The 22,496-nt window shown below is 56.6% G+C and carries 18 protein-coding genes; 12 read left to right on the top strand and 6 right to left on the bottom strand.

The genetic code is table 11. From position 1 onward, the window contains the following. Positions 1–37 precede the first annotated feature (37 nt). From ABLU87_RS06465 to ABLU87_RS06435, 7 genes are all read left to right on the top strand, one after another. Entirely contained in the window at positions 38–937 is a 900-nt protein-coding gene (locus tag ABLU87_RS06465) for a proline iminopeptidase-family hydrolase (RefSeq protein ID WP_016946945.1), read from the top strand. Continuing rightward, complete coding sequence (locus ABLU87_RS06460) at positions 937–1,875, top strand: ABC transporter permease (protein WP_004852520.1); 939 nt, start codon at positions 937–939, stop codon at positions 1,873–1,875. Before ABLU87_RS06465 ends, ABLU87_RS06460 begins: the two co-directional genes overlap by 1 nt. After that, positions 1,872–2,717, top strand: coding sequence for an ABC transporter permease (locus tag ABLU87_RS06455; RefSeq protein ID WP_047723290.1), 846 nt, complete (start codon positions 1,872–1,874; stop codon positions 2,715–2,717). Before ABLU87_RS06460 ends, ABLU87_RS06455 begins: the two co-directional genes overlap by 4 nt. Then, positions 2,714–3,688: an ABC transporter ATP-binding protein gene (locus ABLU87_RS06450; RefSeq protein ID WP_014230085.1), complete on the top strand. Its 975-nt coding sequence runs from the start codon at positions 2,714–2,716 to the stop codon at positions 3,686–3,688. Before ABLU87_RS06455 ends, ABLU87_RS06450 begins: the two co-directional genes overlap by 4 nt. Beyond that, complete coding sequence (locus tag ABLU87_RS06445) at positions 3,688–4,722, top strand: ABC transporter ATP-binding protein (RefSeq protein WP_014230084.1); 1,035 nt, start codon at positions 3,688–3,690, stop codon at positions 4,720–4,722. Before ABLU87_RS06450 ends, ABLU87_RS06445 begins: the two co-directional genes overlap by 1 nt. Continuing rightward, the gene (locus ABLU87_RS06440) at positions 4,703–6,217 is read left to right on the top strand and encodes an ABC transporter substrate-binding protein (RefSeq protein WP_025107772.1); all 1,515 of its coding nucleotides are present in this window, start codon (positions 4,703–4,705) and stop codon (positions 6,215–6,217) included. The genes ABLU87_RS06445 and ABLU87_RS06440 overlap by 20 nt, the downstream gene beginning before the upstream one ends. A gap of 234 nt (positions 6,218–6,451) precedes the next feature. Then, positions 6,452–7,726, top strand: coding sequence for a dicarboxylate/amino acid:cation symporter (locus tag ABLU87_RS06435; protein WP_004852509.1), 1,275 nt, complete (start codon positions 6,452–6,454; stop codon positions 7,724–7,726). 296 nt (positions 7,727–8,022) lie between these two features. Here the strand turns inward: ABLU87_RS06435 and ABLU87_RS06430 are convergent, their stop codons facing one another. The 4 genes from ABLU87_RS06430 to ABLU87_RS06415 all read right to left on the bottom strand — a co-directional run bounded on the left by ABLU87_RS06430 (position 8,023) and on the right by ABLU87_RS06415 (position 11,912). Further along, positions 8,023–8,640 (bottom strand): transcriptional regulator, encoded by a 618-nt coding sequence (locus ABLU87_RS06430; RefSeq protein ID WP_048261035.1) that lies wholly within the window; start codon positions 8,638–8,640, stop codon positions 8,023–8,025. 108 nt (positions 8,641–8,748) lie between these two features. Then, positions 8,749–8,889 carry a small membrane protein gene (locus ABLU87_RS06425; RefSeq protein ID WP_139134470.1) on the bottom strand — a complete coding sequence of 47 codons (141 nt, stop codon included), beginning with the start codon at positions 8,887–8,889 and terminating at the stop codon, positions 8,749–8,751. 366 nt (positions 8,890–9,255) lie between these two features. Beyond that, entirely contained in the window at positions 9,256–9,954 is a 699-nt protein-coding gene (locus ABLU87_RS06420; RefSeq protein WP_103814562.1) for a response regulator transcription factor, read from the bottom strand. Further along, complete coding sequence (locus ABLU87_RS06415; protein ID WP_227633025.1) at positions 9,951–11,912, bottom strand: sensor histidine kinase; 1,962 nt, start codon at positions 11,910–11,912, stop codon at positions 9,951–9,953. Before ABLU87_RS06415 ends, ABLU87_RS06420 begins: the two co-directional genes overlap by 4 nt. Positions 11,913–12,753: 841 nt before the next feature. Here ABLU87_RS06415 and ABLU87_RS06410 point away from each other — a divergent pair. Next, entirely contained in the window at positions 12,754–14,037 is a 1,284-nt protein-coding gene (locus tag ABLU87_RS06410; RefSeq protein WP_025107768.1) for a citrate synthase, read from the top strand. A gap of 97 nt (positions 14,038–14,134) precedes the next feature. On the opposite strand, the gene yegD is transcribed toward ABLU87_RS06410, so the two are convergent. Further along, a complete protein-coding gene (gene yegD / locus ABLU87_RS06405; protein ID WP_064404530.1) occupies positions 14,135–15,487 on the bottom strand; it encodes a molecular chaperone in 1,353 nt (450 codons plus the stop codon). Positions 15,488–15,623: 136 nt separating this feature from the next. On the opposite strand from yegD, the gene alkA reads away from it, so the two are divergent. From alkA to asmA, 4 genes are all read left to right on the top strand, one after another. Continuing rightward, the gene (gene alkA, locus ABLU87_RS06400) at positions 15,624–16,472 is read left to right on the top strand and encodes a DNA-3-methyladenine glycosylase 2 (RefSeq protein ID WP_064404532.1); all 849 of its coding nucleotides are present in this window, start codon (positions 15,624–15,626) and stop codon (positions 16,470–16,472) included. Between the two features lie 114 nt (positions 16,473–16,586). Next, positions 16,587–17,228, top strand: coding sequence for a uridine kinase (udk, locus tag ABLU87_RS06395; RefSeq protein ID WP_004122537.1), 642 nt, complete (start codon positions 16,587–16,589; stop codon positions 17,226–17,228). A gap of 90 nt (positions 17,229–17,318) precedes the next feature. Next, positions 17,319–17,900 carry a dCTP deaminase gene (gene dcd, locus ABLU87_RS06390; RefSeq protein ID WP_004852489.1) on the top strand — a complete coding sequence of 194 codons (582 nt, stop codon included), beginning with the start codon at positions 17,319–17,321 and terminating at the stop codon, positions 17,898–17,900. Positions 17,901–17,927: 27 nt separating this feature from the next. Continuing rightward, positions 17,928–19,775: an outer membrane assembly protein AsmA gene (asmA, locus tag ABLU87_RS06385; protein WP_103814558.1), complete on the top strand. Its 1,848-nt coding sequence runs from the start codon at positions 17,928–17,930 to the stop codon at positions 19,773–19,775. 238 nt (positions 19,776–20,013) lie between these two features. Here the strand turns inward: asmA and ABLU87_RS06380 are convergent, their stop codons facing one another. Then, the gene (locus ABLU87_RS06380) at positions 20,014–21,600 is read right to left on the bottom strand and encodes a TerC family protein (RefSeq protein WP_049082621.1); all 1,587 of its coding nucleotides are present in this window, start codon (positions 21,598–21,600) and stop codon (positions 20,014–20,016) included. Positions 21,601–22,496: the final 896 nt, after the last annotated feature.

Genomic DNA, 22,496 nt, shown 5'->3' with positions numbered 1-22,496 from the left:
CCCCAACCCTCTTACCATCGACGATGAGGAATAGACCATGTGGAGCGAAATAGCGCCCGACCGGTGCCATAACATTGCGGTGGAAGGCTATAACGTCGTGGCCTATCAGTTTGGCGACGGCGATGAGACCGTCCTCTGCCTCAACGGCGGACCGGGGCTGCCCTGCGACTATCTGCGCGAAGCCCACGCCTGCCTGAAACAGCACGGCTATCGGGTGATCGCCTTTGACCAGTTGGGGACCGGAAAGTCCGACCGGCCGGATGACGCCAGCCTGTGGACGATGGCGCGCTATGTGCGTGAAGTGGAGACCGTCCGCCGGACTTTGGGCCTTGGTCAGGTGCATCTGCTTGGTCACTCGTGGGGCGGATGGCTGGCGATTGAAGTGGCATTGCACCATCCTGGCGCAATTCGCTCGCTGATTCTGGAAAACACCGTCGCCGATATGCCGCATCTGGTGCAGGAGCTGAACCGTCTGCGCGGGGCGCTGGGGCCAGAAACCGTCGCGATGATGCAGCGCTACGAAGCGCTCGGCTGGCTAGACCATCCGGCCTATCAGGCGGCGATTACGCTGCTGAATTACCGTCACGTGTGCCGCCTTGACGTCTGGCCAGAGCCGGTTATCCGCTCGCTTGGGGACTGGAATATGGGCCCGTATATCACCATGCAGGGGCCGAACGAATTCCTCTATACCGGTAATTTAAAAAACTGGAACCGCAGCGCTGAGCTGGCGTCAATCCGCGTGCCCTGTTTGATCACCAGCGGCCAGCACGATGAACTGACGCCCGCCTGCGCCCTGAAAATGAAGCAGGGGCTGGCGAACGCTGAAATAGCCATTTTTGCCAACAGCAGCCACATGCCGTTTTACGAAGAGCCGCAGGCTTACTATCCGGTGCTGCTCGATTTTCTGGCGCGCCAGCGCGACGCGGGAGGCTGTTAATGCATCGTTACCGCTTTCTGCTTTTTCGCCCGCTACAGCTGCTGCCGGTTCTGCTGGGTATCAGCCTGATCACCTTCATGATGGTGCGCGCGATCCCCGGCGATCCGGCGCGTATTCTGCTGGGGGTGCGCAGCACGCCGGCGGCGCTGGCCCGCATTCGCGCGCAGTTTGCCCTTGATGAACCGCTGTGGGTTCAGTACGGCTATTTTCTGCGCAACCTGCTGCAGGGCGAGCTGGGGAAGTCGATTGTATACCGGGTGGATACCCTGAAGCTGATTGCCTCGCGGCTGGAACCGACGCTGTGGCTGGTGCTCGGCAGCGTTCTGCTGGCGGTAGCGTTGACGGTGCCGCTGGCGGCGATAGCCGCACGCCAGCGCGGGCGTCTCGCCGATCGGTTGATTCGTCTGTTTACGACCGCCGGGCTCGGATTCCCGGCATTCTGGCTCGGCATCATGCTGATTCTGCTGTTCAGTATCGTGCTCGGCTGGTTTCCGGTCTCCGGCTACGGCAGCGATTTTTTAGACCAGCTGCACCATATGGTTCTGCCGTGCCTGACCGTGGCGCTGGCGCTGTCGGCGGTATTGATTCGCAACCTGCGCGCCAGCCTGCTGATGGAGATGAATAGCGACTATGTGGTGGCGGCCCGGGCGCGCGGGCAGCAGGAAAGACGTATCTTCTGGCGGCACGTGCTGCCGAACTCGCTGGTGCCGACCATCAATCTGCTGGCGGTGAATATTGGCTGGCTTATAGGCAGTACGGTGGTGATTGAAAGCGTGTTTGCTATCCCCGGCCTCGGACAGCTGCTGGTTAAGGCGATTTTTAGCCGCGACTACATGGTGGTGCAGGGCGTGGTGATGGTCTTTGCCCTTGCCACCGTGGCGGTCAGCCTGCTGGCGGATATTCTGACCGTGGCCCTCGACCCAAGGATAAAACTATGAAGGCGATAGCGACCTTTTCCCGCCTGCGTCAGCGGGCGATCCCGCGTCAGCAGGCGCTCTTCGCCGGGCTGGCGATAGTCGGACTATGGCTACTGGTCGCCTGTCTGGCGCCGTGGATAGCGCCGTTCGATCCGATTGCCCAGGACGCCTCTTCCAGTCTGCTGCCGCCGGGCGGCGCGCATCTCTTCGGTACCGACAACTTTGGCCGCGACGTTTTTTCCCGCGTGCTGTGGGGGGCGCGGGTCGATCTGCAAATCTGCCTGCTGGGGGTCCTGTTCCCCTTTATGCTCGGCACCACCCTGGGGGCGCTGGCGGGCTATATCGGCGGCGTGGCCGATGCGCTGGTGATGCGGGTTATTGATATCGTGCTGGCCTTTCCGTTTCTGGTGCTGATGCTGGCGATTATCGCCATCCTCGGGCCGGGGCTGAGCAGCTTTTATATGGCGATGGCGATGGTGGGCTGGGTCTCCTACGCCCGGCTGGTACGCGCTCAGGTACTGACGCTGAAACAGCGCGATTTTATTCTGGCGGCCCGCAGTCTGGGCTACGGCCATCTGCGGATTTTGTTCCGCCATCTGCTGCCCAATGCGCTAACCGGAGCCATCATTTTTTCGATGTCCGACTGCGTTCTGGTGCTGCTGAACGGGGCCTCGGTGAGCTATCTCGGGCTCGGCGTGCAGCCTCCTACCGCCGAATGGGGGATTATGGTGGCCGAAGGGCAGAGCTTTATCACTACCGCATGGTGGATAACCACCTTTCCGGGGCTTGCCATCGTGCTGCTGGCGATGGGCTTCAGCCTGCTGGCCGATGGGCTGGGCGATAAGCTAGGGGAACGCGTATGAGCTTGCTGAAGGTAAATCAGCTGACGGTCATGCGCGGCGAGGATGTCGCGCTGGTGGATAACGTCTCGTTAACGCTTGAAGCCGGGGAGATGCTTGGGCTGGTTGGCGAAAGCGGGTCGGGAAAAACCGTGACCTGCCGGGCGCTGATGCGCCTGCTGCCGGGGGCCGGACTGCGGATTACCGGCGGTGAGGTTCTGCTGGACGGCCGGGATATCTTGTCCCTCAGCGAAGGGCAAATGTCGGCGGTGCGCGGCCGGGAAATCGGTATGATTTTCCAGAACCCGACCAGCCATCTCAATCCGGTGATGACCATTGGAGAACAGATTGCAGAAAGTCGCCGCCTTCACTTTGCGGCAAACCGCCGTCAGGCGCGGGAGGATGCGCTGGCCTTGCTGCGCCAGGTCGGTATCCCGGACCCGCAGAATCGGCTCAATAGCTATCCGCACGAATTTTCCGGCGGCATGCGCCAGCGGGCGATGATCGCCGTTGCCCTCGCGCCGGAACCCCGGCTGCTGATTGCCGACGAACCGACCACCGCGCTGGATGTCACCGTGCAGATGCAGATTCTGCGCCTGCTCAGCGATCTGCGCGCCGAGCTGGGGCTGGCGGTCATTATGATCACCCACGATCTCGGGGTGGTGGCGCAAACCTGCGACCGGATTGCGGTGATGTACGGCGGCAGGCTGTGTGAAGTGGGCGGCAAACGCGAAGTGCTTGGCGGGCCCCTGCATCCCTATACCCGCGGGCTCATTGATTGTCAGCCGGCCAGCGAAGGCGGGCAGGGGAGGTTGACGATCATCGACGGCCAGCCGCCCAGCGCCGACCACTTCCCATCAGGGTGTCGCTTTCACCCGCGCTGCCGCCGCGCCGATGAGGCGTGTCAGAGCCAGCCATTGCTGCGTTACGGGCAGGATTGCCATAGCCACGCGGTGGCCTGCCATCACATTTTGCCAGCACGGCAGGAGGGATAATGGTTAACGCTCGCTGGCCGCTGCTTGAGGCCGATAATCTTTGCGTCACCTTCCCGGTTTCCGGCGGCCTTTGGCGGCCGAAGCGGGTCGTACACGCGGTAAACCGGGTCACGATGCAGATCTTTCCTGGCGAGACGCTGGGCCTTGTCGGCGAATCCGGCAGCGGTAAGAGCACGCTTGGCCGAGCGCTGTTACAGCTTGAACGGGTTGCCGATGGCGAGGTGCGGTTCGCCGGACAGCGCATTACCCATGGCTTAACCAGCGATATTGCCCGTCTGCGCCAGCAAAGCGCGATGATTTTCCAGGATCCCTATGCCTCGTTGAATCCCAGGCAGACCGTAGGAGAAAGCATCTCCGAGGTGCTGCGCGTGCATCAGAAAGTCCCGCGCGGGCAGGAAGCGCTGCGGGTTGCGGAACTGCTCACCCTGGTCGGCCTGCGTCCGCAGCAGGCCAGCGCGAAACCGTCTCAGCTAAGCGGCGGCCAGTGCCAGCGCGTCGGTATTGCCAGAGCGCTGGCCATGGAGCCGCGGCTGATCGTGGCCGATGAGTGCGTCGCGGCGCTGGACGTCTCTATTCAGGGACAGATCGTCAACCTGCTGATGGATCTGCGGGAAAAGATGGGGCTGGCGATTCTGTTTATCGCCCACGATCTGGCGATTGTGCGGCGACTCTGCGATCGCGTTGCGGTGATGTATCTCGGGAGAATTGTGGAAGAGGGGCCGGCAGAAGCGGTCTTCACTCGACCGCTGCATCCCTATACCGCCGCGCTGGTCTCGGCGATCCCGGAAATCGACCCGGATAAACCGCTGCCGAAAAATTTGCTGGGGGGCGAGCCGCCCAGTCCCGTAGCCGTTCCACAAGGCTGTGCATTTCATCCGCGCTGCCCTTATGCGCAGGTGCAGTGCCGCACCGGCGCACCACCACCAACCCGGCAGATTGCCGATCGCGCTTATGCCTGCGTGCTCAACCTCGCGGGCGATGAGACCGTTTTTCCGTTAACTGGGGGATCTTTTGATGAAGCACAGGCAGATTAAGTTACTGGCGGCGAGCGTTTTTCTGGCGCTCAGCGTGGTGAGTGAAATAGCTCAGGCGGCCGGCGTATTGACCATTGGCCGCCGGGAGGACAGCACCACGTTTGACCCGATAAAATCGGCGCAAAATGCGGATAACTGGGTCTTTTCCAACGTCTTTGACCCGCTGGTGCGGGTGGATAAAAGCGGGACGAAGCTGGAGCCGGGCGTGGCCGAGAGCTGGACGATTTCCCCGGATGGCAAAGTCTATACCTTCAAAATTCGCGAAACCCGGTTCTCGGACGGTACGCCGCTGACCGCCAGCGATGCGGCGTTTAGCCTGATCCGTATCCGCGATGATGAAGGCTCGCTGTGGCGGGATTCCTATAGCATTATTGCCAAAGCGGAAGCCACGGACCCGCGCACGCTGGTGGTGACGCTGAAATCGCCTTCAGCGCCGTTTTTATCGCAGCTGGCGCTGCCGAACGCTTCGGTGATTTCCCAGCAGGCGATGAAGGCGGAAGGCGAAGAGGCGTTTGCCGAAAAGCCCGTGGGCTCCGGCGCGTTTAGCGTGAAAGAGTGGCTGCGCGGAGAAAAGATCGTGCTGGTGAAGAACCCGAACTTCTGGCAGGCGAAAAACGTCAGCCTGGATGGCGTGGAGTGGTTAACCATTCCGGACGACAATACCCGCATGCTGAAAGTGCAGGCCGGCGAACTTGACGCCGCGCTGACCGTGCCTTTCTCGCGCATTGCATCGTTACAAAAGGATGCCAATCTGAAGGTGGAGCTGGATCCTTCTACTCGCGAGGACCATCTGCTGATCAATCATTCTCACGGCGCGCTGGGCAAGGTGGAAGTCCGTCAGGCGCTGGACTTCGCGATTGATAAAGACGCGATTGTGAAAACCGTGACCTTTGGCTACGGTCAGGTGGCCAATTCCTATATTCCCGCCGGAGCGCTTTACCACTATCAGGATAATCTTCGCCGGCCATACGATCCGCAAAAGGCCAAAGCGATGCTGAAAGCGGCGGGCGCTGCCGACCTGAAGCTGAACTACGTGGTCAATGCCGGGGATGAAGTCGATGAGCAAATTGCCATTTTGCTACAACAGCAGCTGGCAAAAGCCGGGGTGACGGTGAATTTGCAAAAAGTCGACCCGAGCCAGAGCTGGGATATGCTGGTGGCCGGGGAGTACGATATATCGGTGATGTACTGGACCAACGATATTCTCGACCCCGATCAGAAAACCACCTTCGTGCTGGGTCACGATGCCAATATGAACTATATGACCCGCTATCATAACGACCAGGTTAAAGCGCTGGTGGCCGCCGCGCGCGTTGAAATGGACAGTAAAAAGCGCGAGCAGATGTATATCGACCTGCAAAAAATGGCTAAGGCCGACGTGAACTGGGTCGATCTGTATTACAGCCCGTACCGCAACGTCAGCCGCAAAAATATCGACGGTTTTTATCAGAATCCGCTGGGACGTTTCTTCCTGGAGGATACCGTAAAACACTAATGCCTCTTTGCGCCGGTTGTCCTCTGACGCCGGCGCCTTTTTCATCTTACCGGCGGCGCGACACGGTTTGATGCATATCAACGAGCACATTAACTTTTACTATAAAAACTAAAAAAGAGTTGTAACCCCGCCTGCTTTTATTCAATTTATGTGGTGAATGTTTAATGTATTCCAATAAATAAAGCATATATACATTAAAAAACAACACGTTAAATAAATCAGGGGTTAATTTTTGTGGCAAGTGCAAACAAACTCACGCTGTTCATCGTCATCTTCATGCTGTTGGGGATCCTCTCCGGCGCGGCCATCCACGCTTACGCCGGGCAAACGACCATTACCGCATGGTCGGAAAACATTACGCTGCTTACCGACGTGTTTCTGCGCCTGATTAAGATGGTCATTGCGCCGTTAGTGTTCAGTACCCTGACGGTGGGTATTATGCGGCTGGGCGAAACGGCGACCATTGGGCGGGTCGGCGGTAAAGCCATGGTGTGGTTTATTACCTCGTCCATTCTCTCCATTCTGGTCGGGCTGGTGATTGTTACCCTCGAGCATCCCGGCGCCGGTTTGAACCTGGCGATCCCGAAAGAGTCCGTGGATACTGGGCTGGCGGTGAGCGGGATGAGCCTGAAAGGCTTTCTGACCCATACCATCCCCACCAGCATTACCGAGGCGATGTCCAACAACGAGATTCTGCAAATCGTGGTGTTCTCGATGTTCTTCGGTATTGCCGGGGCATCGCTGGGGGAGAAATTCAACGCCCCGCTGGTGGCGGCGCTGAACGTGGTTTCCCATATTATGCTGAAGGTGACCGGGTACGTGATGTACGTCGCGCCGCTGGCGATTTTCGCCGCGATCTCTTCGGTTATCGCCTCGCAGGGGTTGGGGATCCTGCTTAATTACGCCTCGTTTATCGGCGGATACTATGTCGCGATTCTGCTGACCAGCGCGGTGCTGCTGGCGGTGGGGTATATGGTGCTCAAAAAAGAGGTTTTTCGCCTGCTGAACATGCTCAAAGATCCGGTGCTGGTGGCGTTCACGACCAGCAGCTCCGAGGCGGCCTATCCGAAGACCCTGGAGCGTCTGGTGGAATTTGGCTGCTCGCGTAATATCGCGTCGTTTGTGCTGCCAATTGGCTACTCCTTTAATCTGGTCGGTTCAATGGTGTACTGCTCTTTTGCCGCCATGTTTATCGCCCAGGCTTACAATATTCAGCTGAGCTTTAGCGAGATTACCGTGATGATGCTGACGCTGATGCTGGCTTCGAAAGGGATTGCCGGGGTACCGCGTTCGGCGCTGGTGGTGCTGGCGGCGACCATCCCGAGCTTCAATATTCCGGTGGCGGGTATTTTACTGCTGATGGGGATTGACCATTTCCTCGATATGGGGCGTTCAGCGATTAACGTGCTGGGTAATGGGATTGCGACGGCGATGCTGTCAAAAAATGAAGGTCTGTCGCAGAATGAGGTACCCGAGGCTGAAGTCGCGCCTCAGCAGGCGCAAGCCTGATCGTCGGGCGGCCTCTCTGACGGGGTCGCTTTTTGCGCAGAAAAAGAGGCCCCTGACAGGCACGCCAGGGGCAATGTGACGAAGTAACAGATTCCCTGGTAGAGGCATTTTTTATTGTATAAAAATACGCTCCGGTATTTTCATACCAGGGAACCGGGTCATGTTACCCGCTGCCCGTAACGCCTGAGTAGATGTTTTTCATTTTACCGATCTTTTTCGGAATCCCGTTCCTCGCAAGCCAGCAAATTCTTAATTTTACGGTACATAATCCGATCGTCGATGGCGCGTGCGCGCGTTTACCAGCGTTCTTTTAATAAGTTAATAAACTGGAAAAAGTCATAATTGTTATTAAGGCTGTATTTTTCCATAATTTTGCTTTTGTGCCAGGTGATGGTTTTGGGGGTGACTTTGTTGAGAGCAGAAATTTTACCGATATCAAAGCCATGAATAATGCCGGTGGCGACGGCTACCTGCGATTTGGACAACATCTTATGCGGGCAGTTTGTGCAAATTAGCGGCGAGTCGATCCTCTGCGCCAGAGGAAGCAGTTCACTTCTTTTCAGCTCGTGGGCAATAATTTCAAACATCTTATCGATATTAACGGCTTTGATTGAGACAAAGATAACGCCCTTAAGGCAGTTGACGATCAGCTCCTTTTCCGGAAGTTTGTCATAGCTGTGCAATATAATCACCGAACTGTTTTTTTTACGGTTCTTTATACTGGTATTGCACAGATAGATCTCGCCGGGAAGAACTTCAGCGATGATGATGTCCTTATCTAAAAAATCATTATGCTTATAAGAAAAAGCGGCTTTAAGGTTACCGCTGCGGCTGATGAGCTCATTGACTATGGCAACCAACGACTCTCGGAGAAAGGTATTCCTGGTGTTGATAGCGATGTTTATTTTTTTCATGGCGTTATTTCCCTGATAAATCAACATAACGCCATGTTGTGATCAATCCTCCGGGCGTATGCGGTGGCTGCTGCTGGACAGATTTGGTTATTATTCGCGGGGCTTTAGTTATTTTCTGCGCGAAGAATTCTTAGCTGAAAACGGAATTTTTTGTTTTCTCCTGTCTCTGATATAGGAAACAAGGCTGTAAACAGACACGCAAAGGCAAAATATGCACAGCAATAAGGCTAACCATGTTTGCATGGCCATGATAGATATCCTTTAACTTAATTTTAGGTGTTAAAAATGTACCTCGCCGGCACGGGAATATTTTTATACTCTTCTTTAAACCGTGCTCGCGATACGCGGCCGAAAAGCGCACGGCAAGCGTCCTGAATTCAGCTATCGCTGGATCAGCAATAGTCGGTTTGCTCAGGGACGCTTTGGGCCGGTGTGCTCACGACGCCATGTCAATGTAAGAAAATTCTTAATGTGCTGTCAGTCTCATTTCTCTCATTCCTCTCAAAAACTGAAAAAAATTAACAAGAGGAGCGAAACTGAAAACAACTTCGCTATGACGCCGCGCGGATGGAGGGGTACTGACCGGCAGCGCTGCTGCTGCCGGCCGGGGAAAGGTCAGGAGAGAAACGCCAGCCCTTTGCCAAAAATCGCGCGAATCGGCAGGGTGATACCATGAAGGCGGGCCTTGTGGCGCAGGCGGCTGATCACGACGTCGATTCGGTGCAGTTCCGGTTCGCCTTCATCGGTAAACAGAGAGGTGTGCAGGTCAACCTTGCTGCAGACCTCATTGCGGTTACGCATTAACACTTCCAGCAGCCGATACTCTTGCTGCGTGAGCGGCAGGGCCAGCCCAGACGGCGCCACAAGGCGCTCGTTCTGGAGTACCCAGTGAGACGGCGCTGGCCGCTCTGCTGATAGCGCCGGGTTGACGCGTTCCGTCGGTTTTTGCTGGCGAAGCCGGGAGCCAAGCGCCTGAATACTCTCCGCGAGGTCGGAAAAGTTGACCGGCTTGATGAGGTAGAGATCGGCGCCGGCGTTTAAGGCCTGGAGCCGATCCTGCTCATGCCCTCTGGCGGTCACCACCACCAGGCCGAACTGGCCAATTTCGTGCAAATAGTCCAGCACGCTAAAGCCGTCCTCACCCGGCAAGCCAATATCGATAAGCACAATATCAACCGGATCGCGATGCAGCTGCCGCCAGAAAGCTTCGGCGCTGCGCACGCCCCAGGCATCGAAGCCGCGATGGCGCAGAAAAGCCAGCAGCTCGTCGAGTAAATCAGCGCTATCTTCGATGATTGCGACGCGTAATGTCATGATTTGTCCTTCTGCTGTCCGTTAACCGGGAGCGTGAGCGCAAATTTGCATCCGGCCGACGTGTTCTCTGCCAGCCACAGGTCCCCGCCGTGAGCCTGGATGATTTGTCGGGCGACATACAGGCCAAGCCCGGTCCCGGCCGGCGTTGCGGTATCCGTTTCGCCGCGCCGATAGCGCTCGAAAATATGCTCGACCTGTTCAGGCGGGATGCCGGGACCGCGATCGCCAATGCGTAATTCCACGTGTTTTTCCTGCGGATAAATCTCGATGCTTATCTCCCCGGAGGCGGCATATTTCACCGAGTTGTCGAGCAGGTTGGCGATGGCGATACACAGTAGCCCGCTATCAATAAACAGCACCGGTGAAGGGGAGTCCGGACCCACAGTTTGCCCCTCAAGGGTGACATCCAGATAATGGTTAAGCGAAAGATCCACGACCGTCGCGGCCATATAGATCACCGGCAGCAGCGCTGCGTCCTGCCTGTCGGCGTGCAGGTCCCTCGAGGAGAGCCGGGCGTCGGCCAGGCAATTATCGGTAAGCTGTACCAGACGGGTTGTCGCCCGCTGCATGCGGTCGAGGCGCGAGCCCTGCGTCACCGTTGCGGGGCACAGGCGCAGGTTTTCCAGCGCGGCCTGGAGGATCGCCAGCGGCGTTCTGAACTCATGCGCCACCATTCCCATAAACTGGCGCTGGTGGAAGCTGGCCTCGCGTTCAATCTGTAGCTCTCGCGCCAGCTGCTGCTTGCGCACCAGAGTCCGGTTTTCCGCCCGCACCCGCAGTACGGCGATGATCAGGACGGTGACGATATGAACAATCAGCGCGTACTGCCAGGTGGAATAGACCCCATTATGAAACGGAATGACGCCGTGGATAGAGAGCAGCGCCAGCCCGGCGGAGACGACGTATATCGGCGGCAGCAGCCCCAGCAGCAGCGTATTGATATCAATCGCTTTGCGCCGCCACAGCATCCATGACGTGATCAACAGAATAGGGGCGGCGATAAAAAATATCCCGGCCTCTATCTGCATCGCCAGGCCGTAAAAGCCCAGCGGAATACTGATTTGCAGAACGATGTTTAAACCGATCGCCGCCAGCAGCAGTTGATGCAGCCGCGGCATATTTTTCTTGAGATCGAAAACTTCGCTATGCAGCCACAGCGCGGTGGCGTAGCTCACCAGCGACAGGCAGCTGATCATATAATCCTGAACCGGCAGCAGGGCGCTGCCAAATAACCACTCCGGGTAGCCATGCAGGGCCGCGACGAGCGGATAGTTTAGCGAGAACAGGCAGATCCCCCACAGCAGGCGCCGACGCAGCGCGATGGCTAGCCACAGGGCGATGCCGCTGGCAATTACCGCCAGGCCAAAATAGAAGCTCCAGAAAGCGGTATCGAGCGTGGCCGAACGCACGAACTCCTGCGGCGAGGAGAGCGTCGCCAGCAGAATCAGGGTGCTGCTGCTCTGGAGACGGAATACCATCTCGTAGCCAGACGCCGTCGGCGGGGGCGGTAAAATCAGAACGCTTTCGCGGTAGTCGAGATCGTTATCCCGGGCAGACGCATGGTCGCCAAACTCTTTCTGTCGCCATGGACTGTCGCTGCCGTAGGGGCGATAAAACACGGTCAAACGATCGACAAACGACGGACCGAGCTGCAGCCAGCGCTGTTCGCCAGCAAATAAGGCCGCCGGGAGCGAAGTACGTAGCCAGTAGGCCTTTGTCGAGTAGCCGAACGACGGGATAAGCGGCGCCGTTTTTAGCACCTCTTCAGGGAGCGAAAGAAAGGCGTTGAGGGTCAGCGTGTCGCTGGCGTCGGCGTACCAGTGGACCGGAATATCAATACCCAGCTGGCGGACCTCCGCGCGGGCTGGCGCCCCTATCTGCAGGGCGATAATGACGCCGCACCATGCCCAGAAATGCGCGCTGCGGCTCCTGCGAATAAGATCATAAAAAGCGCACAAACGATTCAATCACGCCCCCTTGTGGCATGGATTAATCAATCAGACGGTATAAACGCAGAGGAACGCTGCCGCAGGCACAGGTACCCCTCCGCATTCGGGAAATAAACGTCCAGGGCCGGGCAACGCAGCATTCTGCTGGTGCCACAGATATTATTCCAGCGTTATCTGCACGCCGGGTAACTGGCCAGACCTGCCGTAAGAAGATTCTCAATCAACGTTAACGTAGGAGGGAGGTGCATAATAAGCAACCTGAAAGTTCAGGCACAGCATACGGGTTTATGATGTTATGCCATAAATTGACGCGATAGCTATATAAAATTGGCATTAGATTATTTAATCAGCGCATATAAAAGCAGCGGGTTATATTCAAGTTTAATTTACGCTGAAATAACGACAACGGACAATATCTGCGGCGAGCGAGGCGCATTCGGCGATGAATCCACCGCGGCTGATGGGATGACCGCTCGCACAGACCCTCATAAAAGACCGCCGACGAGCGTGTGATAAAAAACTGACACCGGCAGTCCATGGCACCGCGTGCGAGTAGCAGATTTATGCGGGCAAAAAAATAAAATGGTTATATATTGACCTGCAATGAAATAAAATCAGTATTCTAAGGCGTGATAGTAGAATTTAGATGAGGGTAATTTCGGGGTAAGCGTATTTTATGCGGTTGAAAGGGCGATTTTCTGTTTCTTCCCCACCCGTAATAGCGGTCTTTTATCAATGTTTTGGTTATTTACATCAAAGAATCCGCGGACGACTGTGGTTATGTTGGTTATTCCGCCTGGAGAAATGACCAGGTAAATCATTCACTCGTTGTGCAAGGAGACCTGACAGGATGACGACGAAATCGCTAACGCTGTCTTTGGATGAACAACAGTCCATTCCGTTGAGTACGGTCTCAGGGACGCAGGGCTATCCCGGCATGGATATTCGTCCGCTGGCGTCCGCAGGTATATGCAGTTTCGACCCCGGTTTTGCTAACACCGCTGGCTGTACGTCGGCCATCTCCTGGATTGATACCGAAAACAGCGTTTTGCTGCACCGCGGCTATCCGGTCGATCAGCTGGCTCGCCAGTGCGACTTCCTTGAGGTAGCCTGGATTCTGCTGCGGGGCGATGCGCCTGATGAAGCCAGCTATCAGGCGTTCAAAAACACGATTACCCGCCATAGCCTGGTACACGAGCAGATTGGCCGCATGTGCAGCAGCTTTCGGCGCGACTCGCATCCGATGGCCTTAATGTGCGCTCTGGTGGGCACGCTGGCGGCGTTCTATCACGATGTGCTGGACGTTGAAAATCCCGAGCACCGCGCGCTGGCCGCCACCCGCCTGCTGTCGAAAATGCCGACGCTGGCGGCGATGAGCTATAAGTTTTCTATTGAGCAACCGGCGCAGTATCCGCGCAACGATCTTTCCTACGCGGGGAATTTCCTGCATATGCTGTTTGCTATCCCCGCGGAGCCGTATCAGCTGAATCCGGTGATTGAGCAGGCGATGAACCAGATCCTGGTGCTGCACGCCGACCACGGCCAGTGCGCATCGACGACCACCGTCCGGGCGGCGGGCTCCTCCGGGGCGAATCTTTTTGCCTGCATTGCCGCCGGGCTCGCTTCTTTATGGGGACCGGCCCACGGCGGGGCGAACGAAGCCAGTATGCGGATGCTGGAGGAGATCAACACCGTCGACCAAATTCCGGCGTTCCTGAGCAAAGCGAAACGCGATCCGCAGGCGTTTCGTCGTCTGGGATTCGGTAACTCTCGCTACCGTCATCTTGATCCGCGCGCCGCTATTTTGCGCGAAACCTGTCACCGGGTGCTGAAGGAGTTGGGGATGTCCGATATGCCGCTACAGGTGGCGATGGCTCTTGAAGAGGTGGCGCTGACCGACCCCTACTTTGTTGAAAATGGCCTGTCGCCGAGCGTGGATTTCTACACCGCGGTGATCCTTAAAGCGATGGGGCTGCCTTCATCGATGTTTGTGGCGATTACCGCCGTAGGCAGAACGCTTGGCTGGGTGGCGCACTGGAACGAAATGCACGAAGCGCCGCTGAATATTTATCGTCCCCGGCAGATTTATACCGGCGAAAAGCGGCGGGATTACGTTTCGCGGCGTGAAGGGTGACAGCAGGGGGCAATCGGGAAGATTTAGCCCGGCTCGCGCTGCGCTGCGCCGGGCTACAAATTCACTGCGTTCTGTGGTGCGGGAACGCAGCGGATGTTTAACGAAACATCACCTGCGCCCAGCGGGCCAGCCCGGCGGTAACCGAGCCAAAATCATCGCCTCCGGCAACCGGAATGCCCGGAAGGTGTGCCGCCAGCGCTTTTTTAATCAACGGCGAGCGAGCGCTGCCGCCGGTCAGGTAAATCACGTCCGGTTTTTCATTACTGTTATCCAGCGCCAGCTGAACCTGCTCCATGATCCGGGCCAGCGGCTGATCCAGCGCAGCTTCCAGACCCTGCTGGCTGATGGCTGTCGCCAGCTCGTCACTAATAAACGGTAGCCCCGCGGTGACGCTCGGCTGCGCGGAAAGGGCGATTTTGCTCTCTTCCGCGCTGCGCACCAGGCGATAGCTCAGACGCTGACGCCAGACCTTCAGCAGCAGCGCGACTTTTTCGCTGTCTCGGGCGCTGCGCAGCAAATCGTTAAGCAGGCGACCGTTGGCGGCGCTGTAAAAGTCGGTCTGCGCCGGCACGTCGTTAATTGCCACCGCATTCCACCACGGCAGAATCGGCAGCGCGATGCCTTTTTCGGTATCGCCGCCCATCCCCAGCAGCGGCATCAGGCATTTAAAGGCCAGGGCGATATCCAGGTCGTTACCGCCGACGCGGCAGCCGCTGTGGCCGAGGAGGCTTTGCTGGCGATCGGCTTTTTCTCGCCACTGTGGCCCCATCAACAGCAGCGAACAGTCGGTGGTACCGCCGCCGATATCAACGACCAGCACGCGTTTTTCTTCGCTCAGCGTCGCTTCGAAATCCAGACCGGCGGCGACCGGCTCAAACTGAAACACGACGTCGCGAAAGCCCGCGCGCTTTGCCGCACGTTCGAGAATGCCCTGCGCCTGGGCGTTGGCATCATCGCCGCCCAGTCCCTGGAAGTTAATCGGGCGGCCGATAACCGCCTGATCGATGGTTTCCGGCAGCTGCGTTTGCGCCTGGAGTTTGATATGCAGCATCATGGCGCATACTAAGTCTTCAAACAGCGCTACCTGCTGCGGCTTAAGCCCGCTGGCGCCGAGAAACGATTTCGGCGACTTTACAAAGTAGACTTCTTGCGGATCTTCAACGTACTGATGCAGCGAAGCGAGACCAAACTGCACGCTGTTGCCGAGTACGTCGATATCTTCATCGCGGTTGAAGCTTATCGCGCGACGCAGCAGCGCCTGGTTTTCATCACCGTTGGGCGGGACGTCGTGGTGGCGATAGAGCCACTCGCTGACCGCTTCGCGGGTCGGCGCGCAAAGCATTGATGGCAGTAGTGAACTGCCGTTTTCCAGCGTCAGCAGCTGCGGCGTATTGTCGCGCATCACCGCCACTGAACAGTTAGCGGTACCGTAGTCAAAACCAATAAACATAGCCTGCAAAATCCCCATGCCGGTGAAGAAGGGGGGCGACTTTAGCGGATTGACGGCACTGCGACAACTGGAATTTAAAAGCAAGGCGCAGGCGGCGCGGAGCCGCTATGATTGAAGCGCTAAAAAAGGAGAAATGATGACGCTGCTACCCTGGCATTCCCTCTACGACTGGCAATGGATGTTTCATTTTCTTGGCGCGCGTACGGTGCAGGGAATTGAAACTTTTGTCGGCGACAGCTATTGCCGCAGCTTCGCCCTGAATGGCCACGCTGGACTCATCACGGTGACGCCGGATGACGCCGCGCAGGGCATGCGGGTGACGCTTTCCGCCGGGCTGCAGCCGGTCGCGGAGGCGTGCCTGGCGCGGGTTGCGCGTTTATTTGATTTGTCCTGCGACCCGCAGCAGATTGCCCTGACGCTGGGAAGCCTTGCGCTGCCAAGGCCGGGGCTTCGTCTGCCGGGCTCCCTGGATGCGTTTGAACAAGCGGTACGTGCGGTGCTCGGCCAGCTGGTGAGCGTGGCCATGGCGGCAAAGCTCACCGGGAAAGTGGTGGCCGCCTTCGGGGAACCGTTGACCGACGCGCCGGGCTTTTATCTCTTCCCGAGCGCGCAGCGGCTGGCGCAGGCCGATCCGCTGGCGCTAAAGGCGCTGGGCATGCCCCTGCGGCGCGCGGAGGCGCTGATCCACCTGGCGCAGGCGGCTATCCGCGGCGATCTCCCCCTCTTCGCGCCGGAGAATATCGACGCCGGAATAAAGCAGCTGCAGACGCTGCCCGGGATAGGCCGCTGGACGGCGAACTATTTCGCGCTGCGCGGCTGGCAGGCGCCGGATATCTTCCTGGCGGATGATTATCTGATTAAACAGCGTTTTCCCGGCATGACGCCGGCGCGGATTGCGCGCTATGCCAGCCGCTGGCACCCCTGGCGCTCCTACGCTTTACTGCATATCTGGTATACGCAAGGCTGGTCGCCGGAGGAGGAATAGACCCGGGAGGCGCTTAGCACTGGTATCGACGCGCTGAAATCCCTATAATTGCGGCGTTTGGCGGTCAACCGCCACCCTTCCTACATTCCCAGGTTAATCAGGTCGCAAAAATTTATGACTGATACGTCTCATCAGTGCGTCATTATAGGCATCGCCGGCGCATCGGCTTCGGGCAAAAGCCTTATCGCCAGTACGCTATATCGTGAATTACGTGAACAGGTCGGCGATGAACATATCGGCGTTATTCCGGAAGACAGCTATTACAAGGATCAAGGTCATCTGTCGATGGAAGAGCGTGTAAAAACCAACTATGACCACCCAAGCTCCATGGATCATAGTCTGCTGTTTCAGCATTTGCAGATGCTGAGAAGCGGCCAGCCGATAGAGTTGCCGGTGTATAGCTACGTTGAGCATACCCGTATGCCGGAAACCATTCATATTGAACCGAAGAAAGTCATCATTCTCGAAGGGATTCTGCTGCTGACCGACGCCCGCCTGCGCAACGAACTCAGCTTCTCCATTTTTGTCGACACCCCGCTGGATATCTGCCTGATGCGGCGCATCAAGCGAGACGTTAACGAGCGTGGGCGTTCGATGGATTCGGTAATGGCGCAGTACCAGAAAACGGTGCGCCCGATGTTCCTGCAGTTTATCGACCCTTCCAAACAGTATGCCGATATTATCGTGCCTCGCGGCGGTAAGAACCGTATCGCCATCGATATATTGAAGGCCAAAATCAGTCAGTTCTTTGAATAACACGAACGAATTGTGTAACGTGCAAAGAGAAGCCAATTTGCCCTTATCCCCGGAAGGCGTAGGGGCGCAATGCCTTAAAGGAGAACGTTCATGCGTCTGTGCGACCGAGATATAGAAGCCTGGTTGGATGAGGGGCGTCTGGCCATTAATCCGCGCCCGCCCGTTGAGCGCATTAACGGCGCAACGGTCGATGTTCGGCTGGGAAATAAGTTTCGGACTTTCCGCGGGCACACGGCGGGCTTTATTGACCTGAGCGGGCCTAAAGCGGAAGTCAGCGCGGCGCTGGATCGCGTGATGAGCGAAGAGATTGTTCTGCCGGATGGTGAAGCGTTCTTCCTGCATCCGGGCGAGCTGGCGCTGGCGGTGACCTTTGAATCGGTCACCCTGCCGCCGGATCTCGTCGGCTGGCTGGATGGCCGCTCTTCGCTGGCGCGTCTGGGCCTGATGGTGCACGTCACCGCGCACCGCATCGATCCGGGCTGGTCCGGCTGCATCGTACTGGAATTCTATAATTCGGGTAAGCTGCCGCTGGCGCTGCGTCCGGGGATGCTGATCGGCGCGTTAAGTTTTGAGCCGTTATCCGGGCCGGCGATGCGGCCTTATAATCGCCGCGAAGATGCGAAATATCGCGACCAGCAGGGCGCGGTAGCGAGTCGAATCGACAAGGATTGATAATTTTAGCGGTTTGCTGAGGATGCCATGAGACGAATTCTGACCACGCTGATGATCTTACTGGCGGTAGTTGTCGCCGGTCTTACCGCGCTGGTATTGCTGGTCAACCCCAACGATTTTCGCGCCTATATGGTTAAAGAGGTGGCGGATCGTAGCGGCTATCAGCTCGAGCTCAATGGGCCGCTGCGCTGGCACGTCTGGCCGCAGCTCAGCATTCTCTCAGGCCGCATGACCCTGACCGCGCCGGGTGCTGAAGAACCCGTTATTCGCGCGGATAATATGCGCCTTGACGTCGGGCTGCTGCCGCTGATCTCCCATCAGCTGCAGGTCAAGCAGGTGATGTTAAAGGGCGCGGTGATCCAGCTGACCTCCAAAACCGAAGCCGTGCGTAGCAAGGGGGCTCCGGTCGTCCCGCACGACAATACGCTGCCTCAGGTGCCGGAGGATCGCGGCTGGTCGTATGATGTCCAGAAGCTACAGATTGCCGATAGCGTGCTCTTTTTTCAGCATGAAGATGGCGAGCAGGTTACGGTGCGCGATATCCGTTTGCAGATGGAGCAGGACAGCAGCCATCGCGCCACGGTCGATTTCTCTGGCCGGGTGAACCGCGATCAGCGCGATCTGGCGCTTTCCTTCTCCGCCCAGGTGCAGGGCGGTGATTATCCTCATTCTCTGAAGGCGGATATTTCACAACTGAACTGGCAGCTTCGCGGCGCGGAGCTTCCCCCCGAAGGGATTAGCGGCCAGGCTAGCATGCAGACCAGCTGGGTCGAGGATGCGAAAAAGCTCAGCTTCGATGGGCTGAACTTAACGGCTAACGGCAGCACCATTGCCGGCAACGGCAGCGTCGTGCTGGGCGACCAGCCTGACTGGACGCTGAACCTTCAGGCGGGCACGCTCAACCTCGATAGCCTGCTTTCTCATGCCTCCGCCTCTGGCGATAATAGCGTTAACCAGCAGGGGCAAAGCCAGAACAGGCAGCTGCGCCCGGTTATTGCGGATAACGATACTCAGCAGGATTACAACGCCCTGCGCGGGTTTAACGCCCGGCTGAACCTGACGGCTGACCAGCTGCAGTGGCGGGGGATGCACTTTACCCAGGTGAAAAGTGAAATCAGCAACCAGCAGGGGCTGCTGACGATTCATCAGATGCAGGGGAGCCTGGACGGTGGACGACTCTCGCTCCCCGGCTCGCTCGACGCGCGGGGCGCAACGCCGCATGCCTCTTTCCAGCCGCAACTCGACAACGTCGAGATCGGCTCGATTCTGAAAGCGTTTAATTATTCGATAAACCTCACCGGCAAGCTCTCGCTGACCGGCGAGTTCTCCGGCGGTAAGATCGATGCCGACGAGTTCCGCCGCAGCTGGCAGGGGCAGGCGGTAACGCAGCTCACTGATACGCGCACTGAAGGGCTCAACTTCCAGCAGCTGGTACAGCAGGCCGTCGAGCGCAGCACCAACGTTCAGGCGCAGGAAAATTACGACAATGCGACCCGACTGGACTCTGTCAGCACCGAGTTTGCGCTGAATAATGGGCTGGTCACCTTGACGCATATGCAGGGCCAATCTGACATGATGGCGCTGACCGGTCAGGGTGAGCTCAACCTGCTGAAAGAAGATTGTGATATGCTCTTCAACGTCCGGGTACTGGGCGGCTGGAAGGGCGAAAGTAAGCTCATCGACAGGCTCAAGCAGACGGCGATCCCTTTGCGAATTTATGGTAACTGGCAGACGCTGAGCTACAGCCTGCAGGTTGACCAGATACTCCGCAAGCAACTGCAGGATGAAGCCAGGAAACGGCTTAGCGAATGGGCTGAACGCAATAAAAACACCCAGGACGGCAAGGATGTGAAGAAGCTGCTCGACAAACTGTAAGTTAGCCAGGAAAAGCAGAAGAAGCGCATCGTGCTAAGATTGCCGGCAATGCGCATTCCTCTGGAATTGCCGGCGGCGCTTCGCCTGCGCGGGCCTACGGCTAAAGAGGGATGTGTTGAGTGTGTGGCTTTTTTCTGCCGGGTAAGGCGATAGCCACTACCCGGCAGAAAGATTAGCAAACCCTTAAAAATCGGTTAACCGCCTGCGTCCGGCTTTTGATGCTTCATCGAAGAGAGCATCACACTTCATAATCCAGTTCATCTTCATCCTGCGCCGGCGGCACTATCAGTACTTTTTGTACCCGATGGCTGTCCACCTGCAGCGTGCGCAGCACGTAGCCGTCAAGTTTCACTTCTTCACCTGCCTGCGGCACATGCTGCAGGTACTCCATCAGCAGACCGGCAACCGTATGGTATTCACGTTTCTCATCCAGCGGCAGAGGAACGGACTGGACCAGGTCTTCCAGCGGCATATGCCCGTTGACCGTCCAGCTCCCGTCGCCGTTTTTGTGAATATCGTGACGGGCATCGATCTCTTCTGCTTCATTAGGCAGATTTCCGGCGATGGTCTCCATGACGTCGCTGAGCGTGACAATCCCCTCTACGGAGCCAAATTCATCGACCACAAAAGCGAAGTGGGTTCTGGCTCTGCGGAACTGCTCCAGCGCAGGAAGCAGCGGCAGCGTTTCCGGGAACACCAGCGGCTGACGAATCAGAACCTGCAGATTGAGCGGTTCATGACGTAATGATTGCTGCAGAAGATCGATCACGTGCACGACGCCAAGCATATCCTCGTCATCATCGCCGCCGGTAACCACGAGGCGGGTATGCTGATTTTTGTCGAGTAAGGCGCGAATCTCCTCTTCCGGCGCGCTGAGATCAATATGTTCAATGTCATGACGCGAGGTCATGATGCTGCTGACGGTACGCTGATTGAGATTCAGTACCCGCTCAATCATCCGCCGCTCTTGCGGATTGAAGAGTGGGTTATCGTCGCGATCGGCAACCAGCGAGGCGGTCTCGCTATCCAGTTCGCTACTGTCTTTGCGCCCGCTCAACAGATTCATCACCGCTTCGGTGGTTCGCTGGCGTAGGGTCAGGTTGGCCGAGAGAAAGCGATGGCGGTTAAAAATCGCCAGCTGGTTGAAGGATTCAATCATGACCGAGAAGCCGATAGCCGCGTACAGGTAGCCTTTAGGAATAGGGAAACCAAAGCCTTCGGCAATCAGGCTAAAGCCGATCATCAGCAGGAAGCTCAGACAGAGAATAACGATGGTCGGATGGCTGTTAACAAAGCGGGTGAGGGCTTTACTGGCCATCAGCATCAGGCTAATGGCAATAATCACCGCAGCCATCATGACCGCCAGGTGGTCAACCATGCCGACCGCGGTTATCACCGAGTCGAGAGAGAAGATGGCATCAAGCACCACGATTTGCGCTACCACCCCCCAGAACCTGGCGCCTTTGCGCTGGGTCGGGTTATCGCTATCTTTCCCTTCCAGCCGTTCGTTAAGTTCAACGGTGGCTTTGAAGAGGAGGAATAATCCGCCAAACAGCATAATCAGATCGCGGGCGCTAAAGCTCAGATCGTGCCAGGTCATGAGCGGTTTGGTTAGCGTGACCAGCCAGGAGATCGAAGCCAGCAGCAGCAGGCGCATCACCATTGCGAGTAGCAGACCGGTGACGCGGGCCCGGTCTCGCTGCGCGGGGGGAAGTTTTTCCGCGAGAATGGCAATAAAAACCAGATTATCAATACCGAGTACCAGCTCAATAACGACAAGCGTAATGAGCCCGGCCCAAATCGAGGGGTCGGCAATCCATTCCATATTCAGTTAAAACCTTTACAACCTAAGAGTGCCATGAATCGATCATGGATAAGCTATAGATAAAATGCAATATTTTCTGCTGTTAATTAGCTCAGCCCCGAACCCGCTTCCCAATAAACCAGCAAATAAAAGAGTCAGTTGTGCAGGATATAACCTTTCCACAATGCGCTTATGGGATGGTACTTATTAATTAACGCGCGAAATTTCAGCGATACGGGCGGAGGCGGTACGCTCGATTGTTAAGACAGATGTCACCCGAGCGGTGAAGGACCATGCTGCTCTGCAGCAGAAGGCGGATACGTTACTTAGATAACGCAAGAGTCAATCAATAGATTTGATGTATATATCAACGATTTTCTTGAATTTGGATTTTTATACTACTTAATGTCGTGGCTTGCCGTAGATCAATTTTTGCAGGACGATGTAATGAGCGTTATATGTGATGGCGAGCGGTAAAAACAGCAGCGAAGAGGGTTTAAGTCAGCGGACTGCCCGTCGTTTTTTTCAGCAATATCATTGCTGACCGTGAAGTCAAGCGTGACGGGTAATTGGCTGCGATTCAGGCGCTTTTGTACGTTAAATAATTTTATTATCAATATAATTGATTATTTGGGCTGGATTTTTATTTTTTTGCAGTCACTTGTTCTGTGTCAATTCATGATGAAAGATTACAAGGTATTAAAAGAGAAATGATGGAGAAGCGATGAGCGTCATTACGCTACCTTATGAATAAAATAAGGTGCTGCTGGTGAGTAACTCATTGTAATTAAATGGAAATTCTTTAGAAAGTATGCGTATAAGAATTTTCTTAAAACTGTCTATTGGTATGTAGACTTTGCGTGTATTCTTAAATTCAGCGTGTAATTTCAGAATTTGACGGACAGAATGGCAGGTAT

Origin of the sequence: Klebsiella sp. CB_Kp196, from assembly GCF_040061575.1 — a bacterium.
Lineage (GTDB): Bacteria > Pseudomonadota > Gammaproteobacteria > Enterobacterales > Enterobacteriaceae > Klebsiella > Klebsiella michiganensis.
Note: the sequence above shows the minus strand (reverse complement) of the source record. Positions and strands in the feature narration are given on the sequence as shown.